At 62.1% G+C, this 22,178-nt stretch carries 12 protein-coding genes and 1 pseudogene; 3 read left to right on the top strand and 10 right to left on the bottom strand.

What is annotated here, in order from left to right; genetic code table 11:
* Positions 1-85: 85 nt before the first annotated feature.
* Complete coding sequence (locus tag ACFSR7_RS18640) at positions 86-2,098, bottom strand: GTP-binding protein (protein ID WP_378164122.1); 2,013 nt, start codon at positions 2,096-2,098, stop codon at positions 86-88.
* 233 nt (positions 2,099-2,331) lie between these two features.
* On the opposite strand from ACFSR7_RS18640, the gene ACFSR7_RS18635 reads away from it, so the two are divergent.
* Positions 2,332-4,482 carry a YhgE/Pip domain-containing protein gene (locus ACFSR7_RS18635; RefSeq protein ID WP_378164120.1) on the top strand — a complete coding sequence of 717 codons (2,151 nt, stop codon included), beginning with the start codon at positions 2,332-2,334 and terminating at the stop codon, positions 4,480-4,482.
* Positions 4,483-4,563: 81 nt separating this feature from the next.
* Here the strand turns inward: ACFSR7_RS18635 and modB are convergent, their stop codons facing one another.
* The gene (modB, locus tag ACFSR7_RS18630; RefSeq protein WP_378164118.1) at positions 4,564-5,223 is read right to left on the bottom strand and encodes a molybdate ABC transporter permease subunit; all 660 of its coding nucleotides are present in this window, start codon (positions 5,221-5,223) and stop codon (positions 4,564-4,566) included.
* A gap of 12 nt (positions 5,224-5,235) precedes the next feature.
* Positions 5,236-6,126 (bottom strand): molybdate ABC transporter substrate-binding protein, encoded by an 891-nt coding sequence (gene modA / locus ACFSR7_RS18625; protein WP_378164116.1) that lies wholly within the window; start codon positions 6,124-6,126, stop codon positions 5,236-5,238.
* Positions 6,127-6,284: 158 nt separating this feature from the next.
* Here modA and ACFSR7_RS18620 point away from each other — a divergent pair, with 158 nt between their 5' ends.
* Both ACFSR7_RS18620 and ACFSR7_RS18615 read left to right on the top strand, forming a co-directional pair.
* A complete protein-coding gene (locus ACFSR7_RS18620; protein ID WP_378164114.1) occupies positions 6,285-7,271 on the top strand; it encodes a substrate-binding domain-containing protein in 987 nt (328 codons plus the stop codon).
* A gap of 52 nt (positions 7,272-7,323) precedes the next feature.
* The gene (locus tag ACFSR7_RS18615; RefSeq protein ID WP_378164113.1) at positions 7,324-8,475 is read left to right on the top strand and encodes a GNAT family N-acetyltransferase; all 1,152 of its coding nucleotides are present in this window, start codon (positions 7,324-7,326) and stop codon (positions 8,473-8,475) included.
* A 954-nt stretch (positions 8,476-9,429) separates the two neighbouring features.
* Here ACFSR7_RS18615 and ACFSR7_RS18610 read toward each other — a convergent pair.
* From ACFSR7_RS18610 to ACFSR7_RS18580, 7 genes and pseudogenes are all read right to left on the bottom strand, one after another.
* Positions 9,430-10,593, bottom strand: coding sequence for a response regulator (locus ACFSR7_RS18610; RefSeq protein WP_378164111.1), 1,164 nt, complete (start codon positions 10,591-10,593; stop codon positions 9,430-9,432).
* A gap of 3 nt (positions 10,594-10,596) precedes the next feature.
* Positions 10,597-13,686, bottom strand: a complete 3,090-nt coding sequence (locus tag ACFSR7_RS18605) for a histidine kinase (protein WP_378164109.1) — start codon at positions 13,684-13,686, stop codon at positions 10,597-10,599.
* 652 nt (positions 13,687-14,338) lie between these two features.
* Positions 14,339-14,989 carry a nitroreductase family protein gene (locus tag ACFSR7_RS18600; RefSeq protein WP_378164107.1) on the bottom strand — a complete coding sequence of 217 codons (651 nt, stop codon included), beginning with the start codon at positions 14,987-14,989 and terminating at the stop codon, positions 14,339-14,341.
* 165 nt (positions 14,990-15,154) lie between these two features.
* The gene (locus tag ACFSR7_RS18595; protein ID WP_378164105.1) at positions 15,155-17,473 is read right to left on the bottom strand and encodes an alpha/beta hydrolase family protein; all 2,319 of its coding nucleotides are present in this window, start codon (positions 17,471-17,473) and stop codon (positions 15,155-15,157) included.
* Between the two features lie 125 nt (positions 17,474-17,598).
* Positions 17,599-20,358, bottom strand: coding sequence for an SLC13 family permease (locus ACFSR7_RS18590; protein WP_378164103.1), 2,760 nt, complete (start codon positions 20,356-20,358; stop codon positions 17,599-17,601).
* A gap of 305 nt (positions 20,359-20,663) precedes the next feature.
* Complete coding sequence (locus ACFSR7_RS18585; RefSeq protein WP_378164637.1) at positions 20,664-20,981, bottom strand: DUF3898 domain-containing protein; 318 nt, start codon at positions 20,979-20,981, stop codon at positions 20,664-20,666.
* A gap of 342 nt (positions 20,982-21,323) precedes the next feature.
* A pseudogene (locus ACFSR7_RS18580) lies at positions 21,324-22,055 on the bottom strand (DUF3900 domain-containing protein); the annotation flags it as partial.
* Between the last annotated feature and the right edge of the window lie 123 nt (positions 22,056-22,178).

The following is a 22,178-nucleotide window of genomic DNA, read 5'->3' as shown; positions in this document are numbered from 1 at the left end:
AGCCTCTCCCCCGCAATCCATACTGTCTGCAGCCAGCTCGCTGCGCTGCGGGCTAACCTGCCGGCGAAGGGGTCACGCACGAGCTTTACGTCACGGTAAGCGCACTGCGCGCCGCCAATATGAACCTGGCCTGATCCAGCGGATTCACGCCCGAGCGCTTGCGCTGAACCTCCACGTCTGCGGGCGCCTCCTGGTAACCCGCGAACGAGGCGGACAGCACGCCGCGCCCCTTGGTCATCGAGCCCAGCCTCGCGGGAAAATCCAGCGAGTCGGCCACCGGCAAGCGTCCCTCGATCTCCATCCGCTCTCCCGCCGGCTCGGGCGCGCCGATGACCGCGCGCATCAGCAGCAGCTCGTTCATCAGCTTGCCCGCGAATTCCGCCGGAACCGAGAGCTTGAACTTGAGCACCGGCTCAAGCAGGCGCGTGTCCGTACGGGCCAAGCCGTCCATAATGCCCATCGGCGTCGCGATGACGAAGTCGAGCGGGTGCGTATGCCACACATGGTGCTCCCCTTCGATCAGCGTAACCTTGAGATCCGTGACCTCCCAGCCAAGCAGCCCTTGCCGCAGCGCTTCCGGCACGCGCCGCGCCACCTCGTTCTGATAGCTGTCGAGCAAGCGCTCGCCGCGTTCCTTCGACTCGTAGACAAGGCCGCTGCCGCGAGGAAGCGGCTCGATGAGGAAGCGTAGGATCGCCCAGCACGGCTTTGGCGCCAAATACGCGACATAGCCCTCGCCTGCGCGAGCGGGCGTCTCCTTATAAATGACGGACGGCGGACCGAACGTCACCGTCAGGCCGAACCGGCTCTGCAGCACGCTGGTCAGCACCTCCGTCTGGATCGGCCCCATCACCTTCAGATGCAGCTCGCGCTCGTCCTGCATCCACTGGAGCGCAAGCGCGGGATCCTCGTCCGCCAGCTCCTGGCAGGCCGCGACCACGGCGGGGTACTCCGCCTCGGACCGCCAGAACGCCTGCACCGTCAGCAGCGGCACCGCCAGCTGCCGAACGCCGGGCACGCGCTCGGGCGAGCCGACGATATCCCCGATACGCGCCCTGCTCCAGCCGCAGACAGCCGCGATATCCCCCGCCTCCAGCACGCCGACGTCCTCCCACCGCTTGCCGTCCGCCTTGCGGATCTGCGTGATCTTGTCTCCCGTCCCCTCCGTGCCGCCGGCTATGACATCACGGTTCGCGATCTTCCCGCCGTAGAGCCGCACATATGCGATTCGCCCCATGACCGGATCGCGCTCGAGCTTGAAGACGACGCCGGACACGTCGCCCGCAGGATCGCCTACGGGCGGCGGCAGCAGCCCGATCATCGCGTCCATCAGCTCCCGCACGCCGATCCCCCGCGCCGAAGCCCCGAACAGGACCGGATACAGATCGCCCCGGCGCGCGCCATCGCTTAGCGAGGCCATGACGTCCGCAGCGGGCAAACGCCCTTCCTCCAGGTAACGCATCAGCAGCGCTTCGTCGCGTTCTGCCGCCGTCTCGGCCATCATCTGACCGAACGCCTCGCCCCATTCGGACGGCTCGCCGCCTCCTTCCGATGCCGCCAGCAGGTCGATCGTCCCTTGGAAGCCGTCCTCGGTCCCGACCGGCGCTTGAATCGGCACGGCGGCCGGCGAGAGCAGCCGGCGGATCTGGCGGAGCACGCCGGCCGGATCGGCCCCTACGCGATCCATCTTGTTGACGTATAGAATCGTCGGCAGCTTCAATTCGCGCAGCGCCTGCCAGACGACCTCAGTCTGCGCCTGGACGCCTTCGGCGGCCGATACGATCAGGATCGCGCCGTCCATGACCCGGAGCGAGCGCTCGACCTCCGCCAGAAAATCGACGTGCCCCGGCGTATCCACCAGATTCACGTCGATCCCCTGCCAGGCGAAGCGCGTGACCGCCGCGCGGACCGAGATGCCGCGCGCCCGCTCGACTTCCAGCGAATCCGTCTGCGCGGTCCCGTCATCCACGCTGCCGGCCGCGCGGATGCGGCCGCTCGCGAACAGCATCTGCTCGGTCGTCGTGGTCTTGCCGGCGTCGACATGCGCAAAAATGCCGATGTTACGCCGCTTAGCCGGCGTGTATAGAGATGCCGTCATCGTGAGTATCGTCCCCTTGCGCCAAGATTCCTTTTTCCATTGTACCGCAAGCTTCCCCGATCTGCCTGCTTAGGTTCGTCAGCAGCATTCGCCCAGGCTCGGGCAGCGTTCATCGACAGCTTCCTCAAGGCTCGCCTGCGGCCGCCGCAATCGGCACGCAGCGGCCGCAGGCATGGAATCCGGCGGTCGCGGGCAATATGAGAACACATTTCCAAGCGAAGGAGCCTGCGCGCATGAAGACCGTCCTCGCCATTTACTTGCGCGATCTTCGCCGCGCGTTCACGAACCCGGCCGCCGCCGTCATCATACTCGGACTTGTGGGCCTGCCTTCTCTTTATGCCTGGTTCAACATCGAGGCGTCCTGGGATCCCTACGCGCAGACCGGCGGAATCGCCATCGCTGTCGCGAACGAGGACAAAGGCACGACGATTCGCGGCCAGCCCGTCAACGTCGGCAAGGAGATCTCGGCCAAGCTCGCCGACAACCCTAGCGTCGGGTGGACGTTTGTCGACCGGGCCGAGGCGATGCGGGGCGTGAAGCACGGCGACTACTACGCGGCGATCGTCATTCCGGACAACTTTTCCGCGAGCCTCGCCACGATTCTGGCAGCGGAGCCTTCGCCTGCTACACTGGACTATTACGTCAATGAGAAAATCAACGCGATCGCGCCGAAAATCACTTCCAAAGGTGCCAGCAGCATCGTGCAGGAGGTGAGCCAGAGCTTCGTCGAGACGACGAGCGGCATTCTGTTCGGCTTGTTTAACGAAGCCGGCAGCGAGCTTGAGGCGAGCCTGCCGTCGATCGAAAAGGTAAAAACGCTGCTGTTTAAACTCGAAGCCGCCTTCCCGGAGATTAACGCCGCGGCGGACACAGCGCAGCGGGACGTCGAGCTCGCGAGCGGGATCGTGGCCAAGGCGCTGAAACGCCTGCCCGATGTGGCCGCGCTCGCGGAGGAGGGCCAGGCACTGTCAGAAAAAACCGGCGCCCTCCTCGAACAAAGCCGCACGGCGCTCGGCCAAATGGGGCCGCAGATCAAGCAGGATCTCCTTCACCTGCAGCAGCTCGCAGGCGCGGCCCGCTCGGTGACGGCACTGCTGCAGGATGCGAATCCCGACCTGGACGCAGTCGGGACGGCGGCTGCCGGCGCGGCGAAGCGCCTGCGGACCGGCGCGGACGTCGCCGGGCGGCTCGCCGGCCTGCTCGCGCAGCTGGACGGCCTGTCGGGTGCGTCCCAGCTGTCCGCGCACGCGGCAAAGCTGGAGCAGACGCAAGCCGGCATGCTAGAACAGGCGAAGCTGCTGGAGAGCATCGCTGACGCCGCCGGGCGGGGCGAGCGGCCGGCAGAAGAACTCGTCGGCCGGCTGAATACGCTGGCAGGCGAGGGAGAGAAGCGGCTTGGCGATCTGCTGGCCGCCTACGACGGGCAGATTGCGCCGCGCATCGATGCGGCGCTCGGCAAGGCCGCCGAGGCGGCCGGCACGGCACAGGCTGTGCTCAAGGATGCGTCGAACGCGATGCCGGATGCAAAGCGCGTGCTGAAGGACGCCTCGTCGGCGCTGACCTTGGGCGGGACGGAGCTGGCCAAGGCCAAGGCGGAGTTGCCTGCGGCGCAGCGCAAGATCGGCGAGATCGCGGACAAGATCCGCGCGTTTGAGAAAGAGAACAACCTGGCGGACATCATCAAGCTGCTGCGCCACGATGCGCAGAAGGAAAGCGCGTTTTTCGCGGCGCCGGTTGAGTTGAAGGAAAACAAGCTGTACCCGATCCCGAACTACGGGTCCGCGATGTCTCCCTTTTTCACCACGCTGTCGCTCTGGGTCGGCGCCGTGCTGCTCGTATCGGTCATGTCCGTCGACGTCGACGAGCCCGGCGTCACCTACCGGAGCCGGCACGTTTACTTCGGCAGATACCTGACGCTCGGGACGCTAGCCGTGCTTCAGTCGCTCTGCGTCACCTTGGGGGACATCTATATACTCGGCACCTATGTCGCGCGCCCCGGATGGTTCGTGCTGTTCGGGACGCTGCTGTCGGCGGTGTTCATGCTGATCGTCTACACGCTCGTGTCGGTGTTCGGCAACGTCGGCAAAGCGCTGGCGATCGTCATGCTCGTGCTGCAGCTCGGCGGGGCGGGCGGCACGTTCCCCATCCAGATGGCCCCGCCTTTTTTTCAGAAAATCCACCCGTTCCTGCCGTTCACCTACGCCATCTCCATGATGCGGGAGGCGGTCGGCGGCATTCTATGGGATATCGTGCGTCGATGCTTGGTGTCCATGGTTGCGTATACCGCTGCCGCGCTCCTGCTCGGGCTCGCCCTCAAGCGCCCGATCAACCGCCTGCTGGCCGGTTCGACGCGCAAGGCGAAGGAGAGCCGGCTGCTGCACTGAAGCGGAAGCGCGGGGCAAGTTCGGTTTGCGTAAAAAATAGCGCTGCGCGATCATCCGCGCAGCGCTATCTTCTTGCAGGTCTCACTTTCTTGCGCGTCCCGTGAACAGCAGCAGGATGAACGATATGCCGATGACGGCTGCCGTCCACGCCCATGCCATCCCGGTATGTCCGGCATCCACGGCCACGTAGATCGCGGTCGGTACGGTCTGCGTGCGTCCGGGGATGTTGCCCGCGATCATCAGCGTCGCCCCGAACTCGCCGAGTCCGCGCGCGAACGCCAGCACGTACGCCGTAACGAACGCATGCCCCGCCAGCGGCAGCGTAATATACAAAAACACCTGGATCTCGCTCGCTCCCGCCACCCGCGCCGCCTCCTCCGCTTCGCGGTCGACGGAGGCGAACCCGTTTTTCATCGTCTGATAGACGAGCGGAAAAGCGACGACGACGGACGCGATTACGGCTGCCCACCAGGAGAAGATGACCGGCGCGCCGGTCAGCCATTCAATGAACCGGCCCGCCCCACTGCGCCTTCCAAGCAGTACGAGGAGGACGAAGCCGACGACCGTCGGCGGCAGCACGAGCGGCAGCATGAAGGCGGTCTCGGCGAGAGACCGCCCTCTGAACCGGCGCCTGGACAAGAAATGCGCCGCGAAGGTTCCCATCGCAAGCGCCACGACGCTCGAGATCAGCGCAACCTGGAGCGAGAGGCGAATCGGCGGCCAGAACGCTTGCCAGTCCATCCTGTGCCGCGATTACGCCGCAGCCGCTGCCGAGAATCCGTACTTCACAAATACGGCGATGGCCTCGGGCGTCTGCAGATAAGCGTAGAAGCTCCCGGCGGCTTCCGCATGCTTGGTCGCCTTGACGACGCCGACCGGATATACAATCGATTTGTATTGCGACGGATCGACCGCGAACGCGATCTTGACCTTGTCGGACGACAGTGCGTCCGTCTTGTAGACGAAGCCGGCGTCGGCGTTGGCCGTCTCTACGAACTGCAGCACCTGGCGTACGTCCTTGCCTTGCACCAGCTTGGCTTGCAGGCTGTCCCACAGCCCGGCGGCCGTCAGCGCGTCCTTGGCGTAGCCGCCCGCGGGCACGCTCTCGGGAATGCCGACGGCGACCTTCTTGACCGCGGCATCCGACAGATCTTCAAGCTTGGCGACGGCAGCTCCACCATCCGAAGGTACGACGACGACGAGCTCGTTTTTCAACAGGTTATGCTGCTCCTGCACGAGCCCCTTGTCCACGAGCGCCTGCATGTTTTTGGAGGAAGCGGAAAGGAAGAGATCCGCGGGCGCGCCCTGCTCGATCTGCTGCTGCAAAGCGCCGGAGGCGCCGAAGTTGAAGCTCAGCGTCACTTCCGGATGCGCGGTCTCGTAAAGCGCCTTGAGCTCGCCAAGCGCGTCCGTCAGGCTGGCCGCGGCGGACACCGTAAGTTCGACTGCTTCGGCGGACGGCGCGGGCGACGCGGAGGAAGCAGACGACGCAGATGGCGAAGCCGGCTCGGAGGCGGACGACGAAGGCGATGCGGAAGCCGACTGCGAGCCATTGGCGTCGTTCTTCCCTCCGCAGGCAGCCAATCCGAAGATGACGGCCAGGGAAACGATCCAAATTGCACTTATTCTCATTATTTTGTTCACAGCAGCTCTACACTCTCCTATTAGTTATATCTATTTATAATCAAAAATCATTATATATAACTGAATATCAACTGTAAACGGACCAAGCAACGATCCATTCAAACGTTGTGCTACAATAGATAAATATTGGATTTTCGCACATAAGGAGCTTGCCCGATATGACCGCCAGTATCTCCTATACGACCGAAGAAATCGCCCGGATGCTCAAAATATCGAAGCTGACCGTCTACGATCTGATCAAGAAAGGCGAGCTGCCCTCCTATCGTGTAGGCAAGCAGATGCGCGTGGACGCCGCCGACCTGGAAGCCTACAAGCTGCGCATGCGCTCGCCGGCTTCACAGGGGCATTCTCGCCCGTCTGCAGGGAGAGCGGCGGCGGAAGCGGAGACGGCACGCGGCGCGGTTGTTCCGCAGCCGCAGCCGGCTTCATCCCTTCGCCCGCTGGTCATTACGGGCCAGGATATGAGTCTCGACCTGCTCGCCAAGCATCTCGAGCGCAATCCGCTCGCCGGCGGCGTGCGTCCGCTGCGCGCCTACGCGGGCAGCCTCGACAGCCTGATCGCGATGTATCGCGGCGAGGCGGACATCGTCAGCACCCATCTGTACGACGGCGACACGGGCGAGTACAATCTGCCTTACATCCGCCGCATTCTGATCGGCGCGCCGTATATGGTCGTTCGCCTGCTCGGCCGCACGGCCGGCTTGTACGTTCAGCGGGGCAATCCGCTCGGACTGGCCGACTGGCCGGATCTCGCGCGGCCCGGGCTGCGGCTGGCCAACCGTGAGCGGGGAGCGGGCGCACGGGTGCTGCTCGAGGAGCAGCTTCGCATACGCGGCATTCGAGCGAGCGGCATTGCCGGATATGCCGAAGAACAGACAAGCCACATGGCCGTAGCCGCGAAGGTCGCGTCCGGGGAAGCCGACTTCGGCGTCGGCATCGAAAAGGCGGCGGCGATCGTCGGACGGATCGACTTTATCCCTCTTATTCAGGAGAGCTACGATCTGGTCGTGCTGAAGACGCCGTCCAACCTTCCCTGGATCGAGGGGCTGCTCGCCGAGCTGCGCTCCGACTTGTTCAGGCGGGAGCTGGCCGCGATCCCAGGCTACGATCTGTCTCGCACAGGCGAGATCATTCACGAAGAATAGCTTGATCGAAGGACGCGGCGGTTTTATTTTTGGGAAAAGGGAGCGGCGGTGAATGGAGCATCCGAGGAACGTAGCGGTATTGATCTACGAGGGCGTCGATACGCTGGATGTGGCGGGTCCGCTTGATGTGTTCGCAGTTTCCAGCGATTGGGGAAAGGATCTGCATGTCTATACGGTCGGAGAGCATGCCGCCGCCGTGAAGACTGTAAGCGGCGTGGTCATCGAGCCGCGGTATAGCCTGGCCGATTGCCCGGCCCCGGACATCCTGGTCATTCCGGGCGGATTGGGCTCCCGGAAGGAGATGCTCAACGAGCGGCTCTCGCGATGGATCGGGGAGGCGGCGCAAGCGGCCGAGATCGTCCTCTCGGTATGCACCGGCGCACTGCTGCTCGCAAAGGCCGGCCTGCTGGAGGGCATGCGCATCACCACGAACCGCAGAGCGTTCGATTTGTTGCAGGAGGCAGCACCGGCAAGCGCGACGATCGTACGGGATGTCCGCTATGTCGACAACGGCCGGCTTGTCATGTCCGGCGGCGTCACAACGGGAATGGATGCGGCGCTGCACATCATCTCGCGGCTATTCGGAACGGAGCGGGCGCTGGCGTCGGCTTCAATGCTGGAATACGCCTGGCGGCCGCAGTTGTCCGAGCCGCTTCGGCGCGTGGATTCCGATACGGACATCCGGAGCTTGCTCCCAGCCGAGCTGGACATCCGCCCGGCGACGCAGGAAGACGTCGAAGCGCTGCGCACACTGTATCTCGGAGCCGTCGAGTGGATCCGGGGCGAGAAAGGGATCCGGCAATGGAACGCGGATATGTTCTCTCCTGCGCATATGGCAAAGCTGTTTCGCGAGCAGGACGTCTACGCCGCCTATCTGCACGGGAGACTTGCCGGCGCCTTTTCGATCAACTGGGAGAAGGAAGAAGGGATCTGGGGCGCGCTGTTCCATGCGGACGCGGGTCATGTGCACCGTCTGGCCGTGGCCCGGGACTGCAAAGGGCTCGGGATCGGCCGGCTTCTGCTGCAGCACGCCGAGCGCATCATCTCGCAGAAGGGCCGGTCCTGGCTGCGGCTCGACTGCATGGCCGAAAATCCTTCGCTGAATGCGTACTATACGCGCCTTGGACTGCAATATTGCGGCAGATTCGACGGTCAGGGCTGGAGTGCAAGTCTGTACGAACGAGAAGTCGGCAGCCTGGATTAGCCTTCACGTCCGAATCGCGCTGCGCATTGTTAAGGAGCCGAATTGGCGCGCTCGCGGCAGAATAAGGATGTGGCACATCGCTAAGGAGCCGAATTGAGGCGCTCGCGGCAGAATAAGGATGTGGCACATCGCTAAGGAGCCGAATTGACGCGCTCGCGGCAGAATAAGGATGTGGCACATCGCTAAGGAGCCGAATTGAGGCGCTCGCGGCAGAATAAGGATGTGGCACATCGCTAAGGGGCCGAATTGAGGCGCTCGCGGCAGAATAAGGATGTGGCACATCGCTAAGGAGCCGAATTGAGGCGCTCGCGGCAGAATAAGGATGTGGCACATCGCTAAGGAGCCGAATTGAGGCGCTCGCGGCAGAATAAGGATGTGGCACATCGCTAAGGAGCCGAATTGAGGCGCTCGCGGCAGAATAAGGATGTGGCACATCGCTAAGGAGCCGAATTGGCGCGCTCGCGACAGAATAAGGATGTGGCAGATCGTTAAGGATATCGTTAATGTGCCGAACTCGCATGCATACGGCAGAATAACCGCAGCTCCGATCCCGATTCCAACCCCATCCTCCACCCGCAAACGTTGCGGCAAAAAAAGTGACCCGCGTCGCCGCGGGCCAGAGAGTTCTTGCTATATCAAAGGGGGTTGAGTACATATTATCTCCCTCTGCTTAAATGCGTATGAGCGCTAGCTGAAGCTTGGCTTAATGCCGTGCCGCCCTAGCCGGATAGCGACCGCTGCGACAATTTTTACACGTCATCGGCAAAAAAAGTGACCCGCGTCACCGCGGGCCGGAGAGTTCTTGCTATATCAAAGGGGGGGTTGAGTACTATATTATCCCCGTCTGCTTAAATGCGTATGAGCGTAAGCTGAAGTTCTGCTTAAAATACGCTGCCATCACGTATGCCACGCAGACGGTGACGAGCGAGGCGCACGATTCGGCAGCCGCTCGCTTTAGCCCCGTTTGCGCACTCTTAATCCCTCGTACAGGCTTAAGGTCATGTCCGACGCCTGGATCTGAAGCTCGTCGAGCCGGCGCCCCATTTCCTCGTATACGCGGTACACTTCGTCGTGCTTGCCGCTGCCCGCGTAGGCTTTCATCAGGATGCGATAGGCTTCCTCATTGTATGGGGAATGCTGCAGCAGTCTGCGCCCCGCGGCGATCATTCGCCCGTAATCGCGTTGAGTCTCGTAAATCTGAGTCAGCCTGAGCAACTGCGCCTCGATGGCCGCTTCGGTGTGCCGGATCTCGTCGTCGGCCCATTGGTAATCCTCGCTGCGGAACAACCGTCCGCTGTACAAGCTTACCGTGCGCTCGAGCTGCTCCGCGTTCCCGCCTCCCGGCTGCAGGAGACTTGCCGCGGCGTCTACGAATTCCCGGTAATCCGAGCACTCGAGCTGCGGAGCCAACGAGTACTTTTCGTCCTCGTAAATGACGGCGTCCTCCACGCCCAGTTGTCGGAAATCGCGGCGCAAATAGCTCACGCACGTATGCAAGTACACTTTGGCCTTCTGGTAGTGCTCGTCCGGCCACAGCTCGTCAAGCAGTACATCGCGATGGATCCGGCTGCCGTAGTGAACGGCGAGATAGGCGAACAGCTCCTTTTCCTTGGAGGTCCGCCATTTGAGCCTGCCCCTGCCTTTTACGGACACTTGAATCTCTCCGAGCATCTGCACCTGCAGCTCGCAAGGCGGCTTGTCCTCCGCAGCCGTCACTGGTTCCGCTTGCTGCTCCGGTCCTTCAGACTTGCGGCGCGAGACCGCGCGCTTCACGCGGCCCACGGTCCGGTTCAGGCGATCCACCTCAAGCGGCTTAAGCAGATAATCGAGCGCGTCGTTTTCGAAGGCGGACACGGCATACCGGTCATAGGCGGTAACGAATACGACCTGCGTATCCAACGCTGTGGAGCCAAGCCGCTCCGCTACCTCCAATCCGTTCATTCCGGGCATTTCGATATCCAGGAACGCGACGTCGGGCTTCAGATGCGCGATCTGCGCGATCGCGTCGATGCCGTTGCCGCAGCGCCCGATGACCTTTACTTCGCCCGTCTGATGGAGCAGCAGCTCCAGCAGGCTGAGCGCATGCTCTTCGTCGTCCGCCAACAATGCAGTGATCATGGATTATTCCCTCCTCTCGCTGTCGTCCTTGATCGGCAGTCTTATTGTAATTCGCGTGCCGACACCCGGCGTGCTCTCGATGTGCGGCCGGCTGCCGTTGAGATGGCTGAGTCGCTTGGCGATGTTGGCAAAACCTACGCCGTCCGAAGCGTCGTGAACGGTGTCCATCAGGTCGCGCACCTGGCGCTCGGCCATGCCGACACCGTTGTCCTCGACGACGATCTCCACCTCGGAGCCGCGCCGCTGCACCGACAGCAGCACCCGTCCGCCATTCAGCTTCTTGGCGACACCGTGGCGGATCGCGTTTTCGACGAGCGGCTGGATCGTCAGCGGCATGACCTTGAACGACATCAGACGCTCGTCCACGTCGATCTCGACGGCAAGGCGGTTGCCGAACCGCTCCCTCTCGATGTCCACATAAGCGCGAACCAACTCGATTTCCTTATATAGCAGAACGCTCTCTTCTTTGTGGTCCTCATGGAAAATAATCCGCAAATATTTGCTGAGCACTGCCAGCAGTTCTCCCGCGCGCGGGCCGTCCGTGTAGCAAAGCGACATAATCGTGCCGAGCGCGTTGTACAGGAAGTGGGGCTTGATCTGCGACTGGAGAAACGCCATCTCGCTCGCGGTCGCTTCCTTCGCGAGCCGCTTCATCGCCAACTGCGTGCGGATGCGTACCCGGACCTCCGAGGCGTCGAGCGGCTTGGATATGAAGTCGTTGCCGCCCGCGGCCAGTCCGGCTTCTACGTCCGCCGGCGTCGTCCGCGCCGCTACGAACAGCAGCGGGAGCTCGATCGGCGTGTACTGCCGTCGGATCTTGCGGCTGATCTCATAGCTGCCGCCCCCGTGCAGCAGCACGTCGAGCAGGATGATGTCCGGCCGCGTGCCGCCTTCGAGCCGCTCCAACGCTTCTTCGCCCGAGCGGGCCGTCAGCACGCGGTAGCCCTCGCTGATCAGCAGATTGACCATCAGCTCCAGGTGAAGCGGCTCCTCCTCGACGACGAGCACCGTGAATACGCCGCCGGCCGGCCCCTGCGAAGTCGGCCCGGACTGCGTCCGCTCCCCAATTTCACGCAAAATAATGTTGTCGCGGTCAGTGTTGGGGGCCTTGGCCATCGGCAGGACGAGCTCGAAGACGACGCTGCCGCGCTCCTGCTCGCCCGGCATGATGCGCATCTCGCCCCCCATTAATCTCGTGAGCTCGATCGCCGCGGCCAGATTGGCGCCGTAGAAGCCTGGTTGACGAGACTTCGAGTCCGCCGTGATCCCGGCTCCCCAGACGATCGCTTCGATCTGGAGCACGGACATTTCGTCCCGCCTGTGGCCGCTCACCAGGATCGCCGTCAGATCGTCGAACTTCATGCTGTAGTCGATCAGATTGGACAGCACCTGCATGAGCCGGTTCTCGTCCGCCGTCGCATAGCGGCTCTCGGGATTCAGGCGATGCTCGAGCCGCACGGACTTCTCCCGCGCGAGAAATCCGTTCACCTCGAAGGCGATCGCAACGCAGGCGACCAGATCCACCGACTTGAGCGACACCTCCAGGTGACCGTCCTTGATCCGGGTGAGATCGATGATGTCGTTGACCAGATTGGACATCCGGTATGCGGTGTTGCGAATGATCTGGAGCTTGTCCCGGCTGCCGACGCGCCTGTCCTTGGGCAGATGCGCAGAGCTGTCGAGGAGCGACTGGGACAAATTCATAATGCCTTGCAGCGGCGTGTTCAGCTCGTAAGACGTACGCAGCAGAAACTCGTCTTTAATCTGGGTGGCCGCCTGAAGCTCGGCCGTGAGCTTGACCATCGACTGGTATGTCGCAAAATAGTTTTGCGCCAGCATCGTCACGATAAAGATGACAAACGATAGTCCCAGCACGTCGGACAGGATGGACGGCAGGAACGTGCCGTCGCCTTGGTTCAAAAAGGCGGAGCTGGTGAGCATCATCAGCAGCGATACCAGCGCCAGCAGATACATCTTGATTTCGCGCTTCGAATAGTTGGACACAGCCGGCCTGCGGTAGAGCCCGATCACGTAAAGAACCAGGACCGCCAACAGCAGCATGAAAATCAGTACGACGGGCTCAAACGTGGGCGCGTACACGCGGTACGGCACCCAGACGACGACGAAGCAAAACAGTCCGATCGCACCGGCGGAGTAGAACATCAAACGTCGAGCCAGGCCGGAAGCGTATGCATACGCCGTATACACATTCAGAAACGGAATGACGAGCAAAATGGACAAATCTTTGATTTTCCACATGACTTCAAACGGCATGCCGGACATCAGCTGGAACAGCATGCGCTGCCCGTTCATCACGATCAGAAGGGCGAAGCACAGGAAGAACAAGCCGAACGACAGGAAAGGAAGGTGCCGTTGAAAAAAGAAAAACAGCGAAAGCGAGAAGAAGCCGAACAAGAGCAGGATGATCGCACCCGACCATTCGAAAATCGTCTGCGCCGCCCGGGCCAGCTGGACGTCGTCGGACAGCCCGAGACGCAGGGGCAGCGCGATGCCGCCGGTCGGATAATCGAAGTTCGCGACCTGGATCAGCAGATCGATCGTGTCGCCTTCCTCCATGAACGAGACGGTATAAGGAAAGTTGCCCGGTTCGTAGCTCCCGCGGGACACGCCCGGCGAGCCGGAGGATGTCAGCTCCTTGCCGTCCAGAAACAACCTGTCGGCAAACCGGATGACTTGCTTGTGAATGGCCAGCGTCAGATCGGTCGGCTGAATGCGAATCGACAAGCGATAGGTCGCATAGCCGTAGCCTTTCATGTCCTTCCCGTTCCATACGCCGGGCACTTGAATATAACGCTTGCCCGCAGGCTGCCTGCCGTTCGCGAAGTCGGCGGGCGTCAGCAGCTGATCGGGGTAGAACGCCCACTCTCCGTCCAGCCGGACCGTCCCGTCGGACCGAAAGTCCCAACCGGACAGGTCGAGCGTGCCCTGCTTCGCCTGCGGACCTCCATGTTCGGACTGATTCATCCAGAGCATCGCAGCGCCCAGGAGAATGACGGCGATCGCAAGGCCGATGAGGAACCGGTCAAGTCTGCCCGCTATGTTCTTGATGCCTCGCAATCCCAAGTTCTTCACCGCGCCCGCCGTCGAATTTGATCCGTTGTTTTACAACTTTGTCGTTTTATACTCCCATTGTAAATCCGATCGTCCGTTATAGGTAGCCTTTTATCGGTACTTACCCGCGCGTCGGCTACCCGCCCGGACAACGCTGTCTTCCTCTCTATTTTGCATCATAGCTCTTAACAGCCGCTTAACCGTTATTTTCGCATGCCAAAAGACCGTCAGGGAAGTGATCGCAGATCGTCCTGACGGTCCTATTGGGTTTGGCGGATATCCGAAAACCGGATTTGCCGGGCCGATCGCTTGCCCACATTGTTCTGTCGCCGCAATGCCTGCAAATATACATCTCTTTGGGCCGATTTCGACCTTTTTGTACAAAACAGATGCAAAAACGCAGTTATTTTCCTCCGTCAGTCCGATTTTCGATTTTTGCTTTGCATTTACCTGCACATTTGACACATTTGCAGGTATTTCATCAAGTGGCGCGAGCCGATAAAAAATACATGTACAAACGCAGGTTTTTTACCGCCAAACTTTCGAAAACGCCGGTACGAGGATAAGCGCGCTTCATTGTCCGCGAATGGCCGACCAGTTTATTCTTTCTGATCTTATCAAAAAAGACGAAGCAGCATGCGAGCTGCTTCGTCTTTTGAGGTCAATCTAACTCTTACTTCAGGCCCTGGCCGTTCCAGAACGTGATCTCCTCGAGCGGCAGACGCGCCGTCGCTCTGCCCGGAGCCGCCGCTTTGCCCACCGCGATGAGCATGACCGGCACGAGCGTCTCAGGGATGCCGAATTCTTCTGCGAGCTTCGCGGCATCGTAGCCGCCCATCGGCACGGTGTCGTAGCCGCGCGCTTTGGCCGACAGCATAATTTGCATGCTGACGAGCCCGCCGTCGACGAGCGCGATATGCGTTTGCTTATCCGCGCTCAGGTTGCCGTACATCGCGAGACTGCGCTCCGTATACTGGTCGGCGAATTCGCGGGGCATAATTCCCTTCTCCACCGCGATATCGTTGATTTGTCCGAGACGCTTGAAGCCTTCGCGGTCCGCGAGCACCGCGATGACCGCCGACGAATCGACAATTTGCTGCTGGTTAAACGCGATCGGAAGCAGCTTTTTTTGCAGCTCCTTGTCGTGGAAAACAAGGAAGCGCCAGGATTGCGTATTGCTGCTCGAAGGCGCCAGCGAGGCTTCTGCCAGAATTTCCTTCAGCTCGGACTCGGAGATCGTCCAGTTCGGATCGTACTGACGTACGGAATGGCGATCGCGGACGACGTTGACATAGTCGGTTGCGCTTGCGATAGTTTCGCTCATAAATATTCCCTCCACTTAATGATCTATGTGTGTGTGAGTTGATCACAGTTAACGTCGCGAGCCGGCTTAACCGGTATCGGGACAGCGTTCAACTGTGCTCTTTCAAACACAGTATACGGCCGCCCCCGCCAACTGTCAACATGCGAATTACAGTTCGCATCGGGGTCACAAGGGGCTGATTCCGATATCATCCAGCATGACTTTCACCGGACCGCCGCTCAGCACGAATGAGATCCCGCTGATGGTACCCGGCTCGAAGGACGGATTCGCCTCCGTCCAGGCGCTAAGCTGCAAGCGATAGGTTTGGAAAACCGGCTCGAACGGCTCCCGGTATTTACCGTCGTCAACAAGAGACTCCAGCGGGCCCAGACGGGTAATCGAGGCGCGGAATAGCGGCTGCGGCGATCCGAAATCCGAGAGCGGCAGCTCGACATAGGTTCCATTCGCATCCGTAAGGCCGACCCGGATCGCCGCTGCGTTAAACGTCCCGCTCTGACCCTGCAGGTCGCGGGACAGATCGGCCATCGCAAAGGTGAGCGCAGCTTTGCCGTTTGTGTAGGCGCCGGTCGCAAAGGCTTTTTCCCACGTCATCGTGTATTTGCCGTCGGTTGCCCACTGCAACGCGAGCCCCTGCGTCCCCTTGCCGTGCCGCTGCCTGTCCAGCGCCTCGGCGACTTCTGCCGCCACGCCCGCCGACGTCCCGGATATGCCTGCGCCGGGAATCGCCGGGACGGCATCCTGATCGTCGAACCTGGCCAACGCGATGAAGGCGTCGATCTCGTAACGACTGACGTACCGCGTAGCCGGAAGATAGGCGCGCGCCGAGCGATAGTCTACGAACAGCGGCATGTACGCGGCATCTCCGCCTAGCGTCGCCTCCATGAAGGCGGTCAGGTAGACTTGGGCGACCAGCCGCTGTTCCTCTCCCGGGAGCGCCGGTTTGCGGAGGAAAAGTCCCGCCGGCAACGAGCTGTCGCGCTGGCCCCAGCTCTCGTTAAATTGCCCGTGGTTGGCGCCCTCTATGTAGAGGGACGCTTTGAACGCCGAACCGGCTAGCCCGGCCCCGCCCGCCGGAAACGTCGTGCGCGAATACTGCCGGTCGCCGAAAAAATCGTTGATGTCGGCATCGGATGCACCTTGCAGGGTCAAGTAAGAGATGCCGCGAAGCCGCGCTTGCTTGCCGTCCACGACAGTGTCGGTCGGCGCGATCGCGGCCACGGATACGATCCGATAGTCCGCCGCCGGGGGCAGGGACGCATCGCCCTCGAACCATTCGTCCCGGTCCGCCGCCATCGCGACCGCTTGCCCGCCTCTCGAGTGGCCGACAAGGGATATTTTTTGCAAATTCATCTTGCCGTAGAGCGGAGAGGCCGCATCTTCGTTAAAGTCCCGCAGCTGGCCGATATGCCGAAGCAGCATCCAGGCCCTCAGCTTCATATCCTGATCGGGAATGCCCGACCAGACGGAATAGTTCAGGAAGTTCTCGTCGATCGAGACAGCGATGTAGCCTCGGCTGGCGAGCTGCTCGCCCAGATAGGCGTAGCCTTCGTCCGAGTAATCCTCCATCGCGTGATTGCCATGTACGATGAGCACCAGCGGAAAAACGCCTTCGCCGCTGGGCATCCACACGCGCCCGTTTAACGGAAGCGTCTTCGGACCGAACCCCCAGTACCACTTGCGGAGAAGCGGCCAGTCCTTCAAATAGACGGACGCATCCGCCGGCTTCGAGACCAACTGCGCGTTCTTGCCGAACTCGGGGCGACGATCGGTGCCGCTCCCGTAGGTGAAGACATCGTAAGCGTAGCTGCCCGGCAGCGACGGATCGCCCGTCGTCAGCGGAAGAATGGCGCTCTCGGCGCCATCGGCGTCCCCTGCGCTCCCTTCGCCCGCGTCGGCCGCGGAATCGGCATCGTCCATCGAAAAGCGACCCGGCCAATCCGGCCTCAGAAGGGAAGGATCTGATGCCCAGGCAACCGCTCCGCCTAACATCGCCAGCGCAAGAATAGAAGCCATCCGCCCGCGCTTGCCGGTCTCCCGTGCGATCGCTGCGCCAAGCAGCCAGCCCGTCCCGGCGGCGGCGAGCGTATAGGCGCATGCCAATAGAAGCGACAGGATGACGCCCATATCGCTAAAAAACAGCAAAAAAAAGGCAAGCGCGCCCGTGTACAGCAGGCCGCCTGCGGTCGCGAACGGACCGGACAGCCGCGGTACGAACGTCAATACCCATGCGACGAGCAGCGAGAATAAAGCGAAGGCTCCCGTATGCGCGGATATAGCCGATATAAGATCGATCGGCGTTCCGAAGCCCGTCGGCGATCCTAGTATGCCCGTGCCCGCTGCGGCGCTCCCCGCGATCCAAAGCCCCGCAATTGCGCCACGCCAAGGCCCTTGATCCCCGGCGAAAGCGCGTCCCAGACGTCCTTCGCCCGGCTGCAAGCTGTAGGCGCGGCGCGCCGGCGCTATACCGGCCTCTCTGTCGCCCATGCCCGTCAGCCCCTTTTATCGTCCATCCCATTTCCTTTGAATCTATTATAACGCCGACAGGTGGCGCCGTCCTATGTCCAAGTTCAGGAACGGTGCCGGAAAAACGATCGACGCCGCGCAAGCCGTTATCCCGCATGGCCGATCAGCCCAAGCCATTTCCAATAGGGCACGCAGGCGACGGTCAGCAGCAGCACGGCGAGGCCGTAGCCGAGCGCTGTCAATTGGCCCTGGCGATGCGTGAACGATCGGCCTTCCGCGCTATAGTAGCCGGTCAGATAGGTCGGGGACTGATAGGCAAAAAAGAACGGATCGGTCGACAGCAAGATGACGAAAACGAGCACCCACGGGTGAATGCCTGCCTGCGCCGCCAGGCCCGCGGTCGATACGACAAGCAAAATGACGGCCGCATCGTCACGGACGACCAGCGTCACGAGAAACGACAGTAGCACGACCGAGACGAGAAACAGCGTAGGCGAGCCTGAAAAGGAAGCCATCCGCGCGCCGAGCACGTCCGACATCGCATCCACGACCCCAACATGCTCGGCAACCTCGGCAAAGCTGAAGGCGACGCCGATGAACAGCAGAAACGGCCAATCGATGCCCGTTTTCATCGCCTGTCCGTCCAGCACGCCGAACACGACCAGCGCCGCGAAGCCGAGCAGCATGACCCAAGCATAGTCCAGTCCGTGCAGCGGCTGCAGAATCAGCAGCGCGATCGACCCGAGCGCAGCCGCGGCCGTCACGCGCTCGCTCCGGGTCCACCGTCCGATCAGCTTCAGTTGATCGTCGAGCACCTCCCGCCGGATCGGGCGTCCGGGCTCTCGCCTGCGAAAAGTCCAGGCCATGTAGCCCGCCATCGCACCGCCGAAGACGAGGAAGGCCGGCAATGCGTAGATCAGCCATTGGAACCAGCTTACGCCATTTGTCCCGCCGGCCATGCCCAGCGCCATAACGTTGGTGTAAGAGCCCGTCAACACGAACGGCGCCGTGAAGCCGTAAAATACCATCGCGGTGAGCGACAGACCCGCCATGCCGCGCGAGCGGTCGGCGAAGCCCATCGCTTCGGACAGCGTGCGGGCAATCGGCACGCCGAGTCCGACCTTCGCCGAAGAAGAGGGAATCAGCGGATTCAGCAGCGCACCGCTCGCGATAATCCCCCAGAACTGCCCGCGGTAGCTGGCGGGAAACAGCTTCAACGCGAGCAGGGAAAAGCGATACAGCAAACCGGACTTCGTAATCGCCGCGCCCAGGGCCAAAATGAACAGCATGTAGAGCCAGCTTGGCGAGGCAAAGCCGGACAGTGCAACCGACGGCTCGACAACGCCGCCCGCCACCCACAGCATCGCCATGAACAGCGCCACGAGGTAGTCCGGCACGACGCGCACGATCCACATAACGACAGCGGCGATGCCGATGCCGATAAAGTCCATCCCTTGCCGGGTTAGCCCGGCGAACGGATCGGCGAAGTGGAAATAAAGCAAACCGGACAGCGCCAGCACGATGCCGGCGAGCCACGGGAGGCGTCCTCCGCCCAGGAGCGCGCCCGCCTGCTCGACGAGCCGCTTGTTCCGCTCGTCCCGCAGCTTCTCTCTGGCCAGGCGCAAACCCTGCTCCGCGCTCTCCGGCTCGGTGCCGGGGAGCGATTCGGCAAGCCGCATGTACTCCAACGCTTTGTGCGGACGGCCCGCCTGCCTGCACCATTCGGCTCCCCATGCGTACAGGGCCGCGGTCTGCGCGGGCTCAAAGCGTCCGGACGCCGTCTCGAGCGCCGTCTCGAACCGGACGTATCCCTCTTCGCGGCCGCGTGCGAGGCAATCGTCCAGATAGGCGGCAAACAAGCCTGGTCGGTCGAACAACAGCTCGTCGGGGCAGCGTGCCAACAGGTCCGCGAGCGGCAAGTCCTGCTGAGACGTCGGGTCCGACGCGGAAGGCCGCTGCGCGATTGCGCCGGCCGCGCCGCGGCTCAGCGGCTGCTGGGTCGCGGCTTCCAGCGCTGCGGCGACCTGGCCGCGAGACGGCGCTGCCGCCCCGGTGGCGCTTGGCGAAGCATCGGCTGCGCGTAAGGCGGATGCGGTGTCCAGCAGCACGAGCAGCGCCTCCCAAGCTCCGCCGTCTGCCAGCACAGCGGCCGCAGCCGCCGGATCTCCTGTAGCCGCATAATATTGCGCGGCGTCATGCGTCAATTGCGCTCGGGCGCCGTGCCCGTGCCGCTCGACGTACAGCTCCTTCAATACGGCTCGCACGGCCGGCATAACGGCGATGCGTGCGGCGCGATCCGGATCCTGACGGAGCATCGCGCGAAGGTCAGCATCCGCTGCCAGCGCAGCGTCGAAGGAGCCTAGTCCGGACAGTCGCTCCAGCAGAGGCTTGTCCGCAAACGGCAGCGCCGCCGCCGCAAACATTGCGTCCGCAATCTCAGCCGGCCACTGGGACGCCTGCTGACGGACCCGTGCAGTCTCCGCTTCGCGCGTCTCCGTCAGCCGCGCGTTCGTCTGCGTCAGCCTGCCGGACAGCAAACGGATAAAATAGGCAGAGAGCACGGCGTGCTCCTCGATCAGCTGCCGAAATGTTTCTTCGCCGATCTCGAAAAGCTCCGTCTCGGCTGCGGCGACGGCCGTCGCGCTGCGCGGCTCTCCGGTCAGAAGCGCCATCTCGCCGAGCATATCTCCCTCGTGCAATACGGTCAGCGCCCGCCGCGCGCCTTCCTCCGTCTCCACGTATAGCGCGATCTGACCGCGCAACACGACGTACATGCCATCCCCCGGGTCGCCTGCGCGAAACAACGTCTCGTCCGCCCGCAACGTGCGCCGCTCCAGTCGCCCAAGCACCTTGGCCAGGTCCACATTGGACAGCCCTTTAAACAGCGCGATATCCGCTATATCCACAAACATACCTCGACTTAGCAGTAAAGTAACTTCATGTCGTCTATCTACCTCGCACCCAGGCTCACGCGTACCCATAGCGGCAAAAAACTGCCGCTATCTACCTCGTTCCTGCGCTCGCGCGAAACCATAACGGCAAAATTTGCCGCTATCTACCTCGTTCCCGCGCTCCCGCATGCCCGAGTAACCATCTCAGCCGCCCTTGCTACTGCCGCCTCGAGAGAGGCCCGATTTAGCGCCACCCTCGTTTCCTCACCGTATATCGTAAGCCCGGCAGCACGCTTAAACCATTGCCGAAAGTTAACGCCTTAGTGTCCCGGGCGCGGACGGCCGCGCATGCGGGCCAGCACTTGCTCGATGTCCTCGGGGTGCAGCAGCTCGATCGGGGACATGCCCTTGTCAAAGTGCAGGCCATCGGCTTCGATCAGCAGCACGTACTTGCCGTTCATGCGGGCGATATGGATGGAATCGCCGTAATCGGTCATCTTGGCCCGGACGGAAATGTCGTCGGCCTTGAACTTCAGCTCCAGGTCCGGCTGATACTCGACGATATGGGCGGTCGCGCCCATGACGTCTTCATGCGTCCACTTCTCCTGCAGCTGCCGCTTGTCGCCGGCCGCCCACATCTCGAATTCGCGCGCCTCCTGCGCCCAGCTGCCGCTGCCGCGCGCAGCCCGCGATATGCCTCCGCCGCCTCCGCCATAGCCGCCTCCGCCATAGCCGCCTCCGCCCTGACCGCCGTATGCGCCGCCGCCCGAGCCGGCTTCGTCGTAACCCGCCGCCCCGTAGCCCGGCTCGCCATAGCCCGTATCCGCCGAAGGATCGCGCTGCCGGATCGCCTCGTACTCGCCGTAGCCGCCGGCAGCGTCGCCGCCGGTCCCGTAGTCGCCGGCCATGCCGCCGTCCTGCAAGGCGCCCGGGCCGCCCATCGCTCCCGCTCCGCCGTCCGCCGCATAGCCCGTCTCGCTCTCCGTGCCGTCTCCCGACCATTTGCGCTCCATATATTCTTGCACAAGGCCCAGGACCTGATCGTTCACGATCTCCGGCTTCGACTTTTCGTACGAAACGTATTTCAGGAAGTCCTCGAAGTAACGCGCATGCGACGCCTGATGAATCTTCACCTCGTAAGGCTCGAGCATCCCTTCCTCCGGCATGTGGGGATACTGAATGGACTTGATGTTGCGCGCGCTGATGGCCATGTCGACCTTGGAGATCAAGCTGCGCTCGTCGGAGATGCGGGCGATCTTGGACTCGAAGTCGCACTTCAGCACGAATACGAACGGCTCGTCGAACAGCTCGTTCACCTTGGCCGCCGCCACGATAAACGCGCCTCCGCGCACCGCGCTCGTGTCCATGTAGCTCCGGAGCACGTCGTCGCACGCATAGTGGAACTGCTCCTTGGTCGTGGCCACGCGCAGCCGCTGGAACAGATTATAGTTCGGGTTGCTCTCGGGCTCCTGCCCCGGTTCCATAATGAAGCGGCCGATTTTGGTCGGCGCCGCGGCGGTATCCGGGTTGATGTCGGCCTTGCGCTTCGCGATCCGCGCGAACTCTTCGTCGAGAAACGACTTGACCTCGCTGTCCTCGTAGTCGTAGTGATCCAGCGTTTGATAATGCTTGTATCGCTTGTTCGTGTCCGTCTCCTTGTCGCTCTCCGACTGAATAACGAAGAAGGACAGGTATTGTATCGAAAATCTCATTGGATACGGTCTCCCTGCTCTATCGAATCTGGTTCCGGCATAGCCGCTCTAAGCCAAGTGTACCGATCGCAGCTCGCAGTTGTCCAGCCCCGGGACATCCGAATCTGCCGCTGACACCCTGTT

It is taken from the genome of Cohnella sp. GCM10020058 (assembly GCF_042683485.1).
Lineage (GTDB): Bacteria > Bacillota > Bacilli > Paenibacillales > Paenibacillaceae > Cohnella.
The sequence above is the reverse complement of the archived record's forward strand: the minus strand, read 5'-3'. Positions and strand labels throughout refer to the sequence as shown.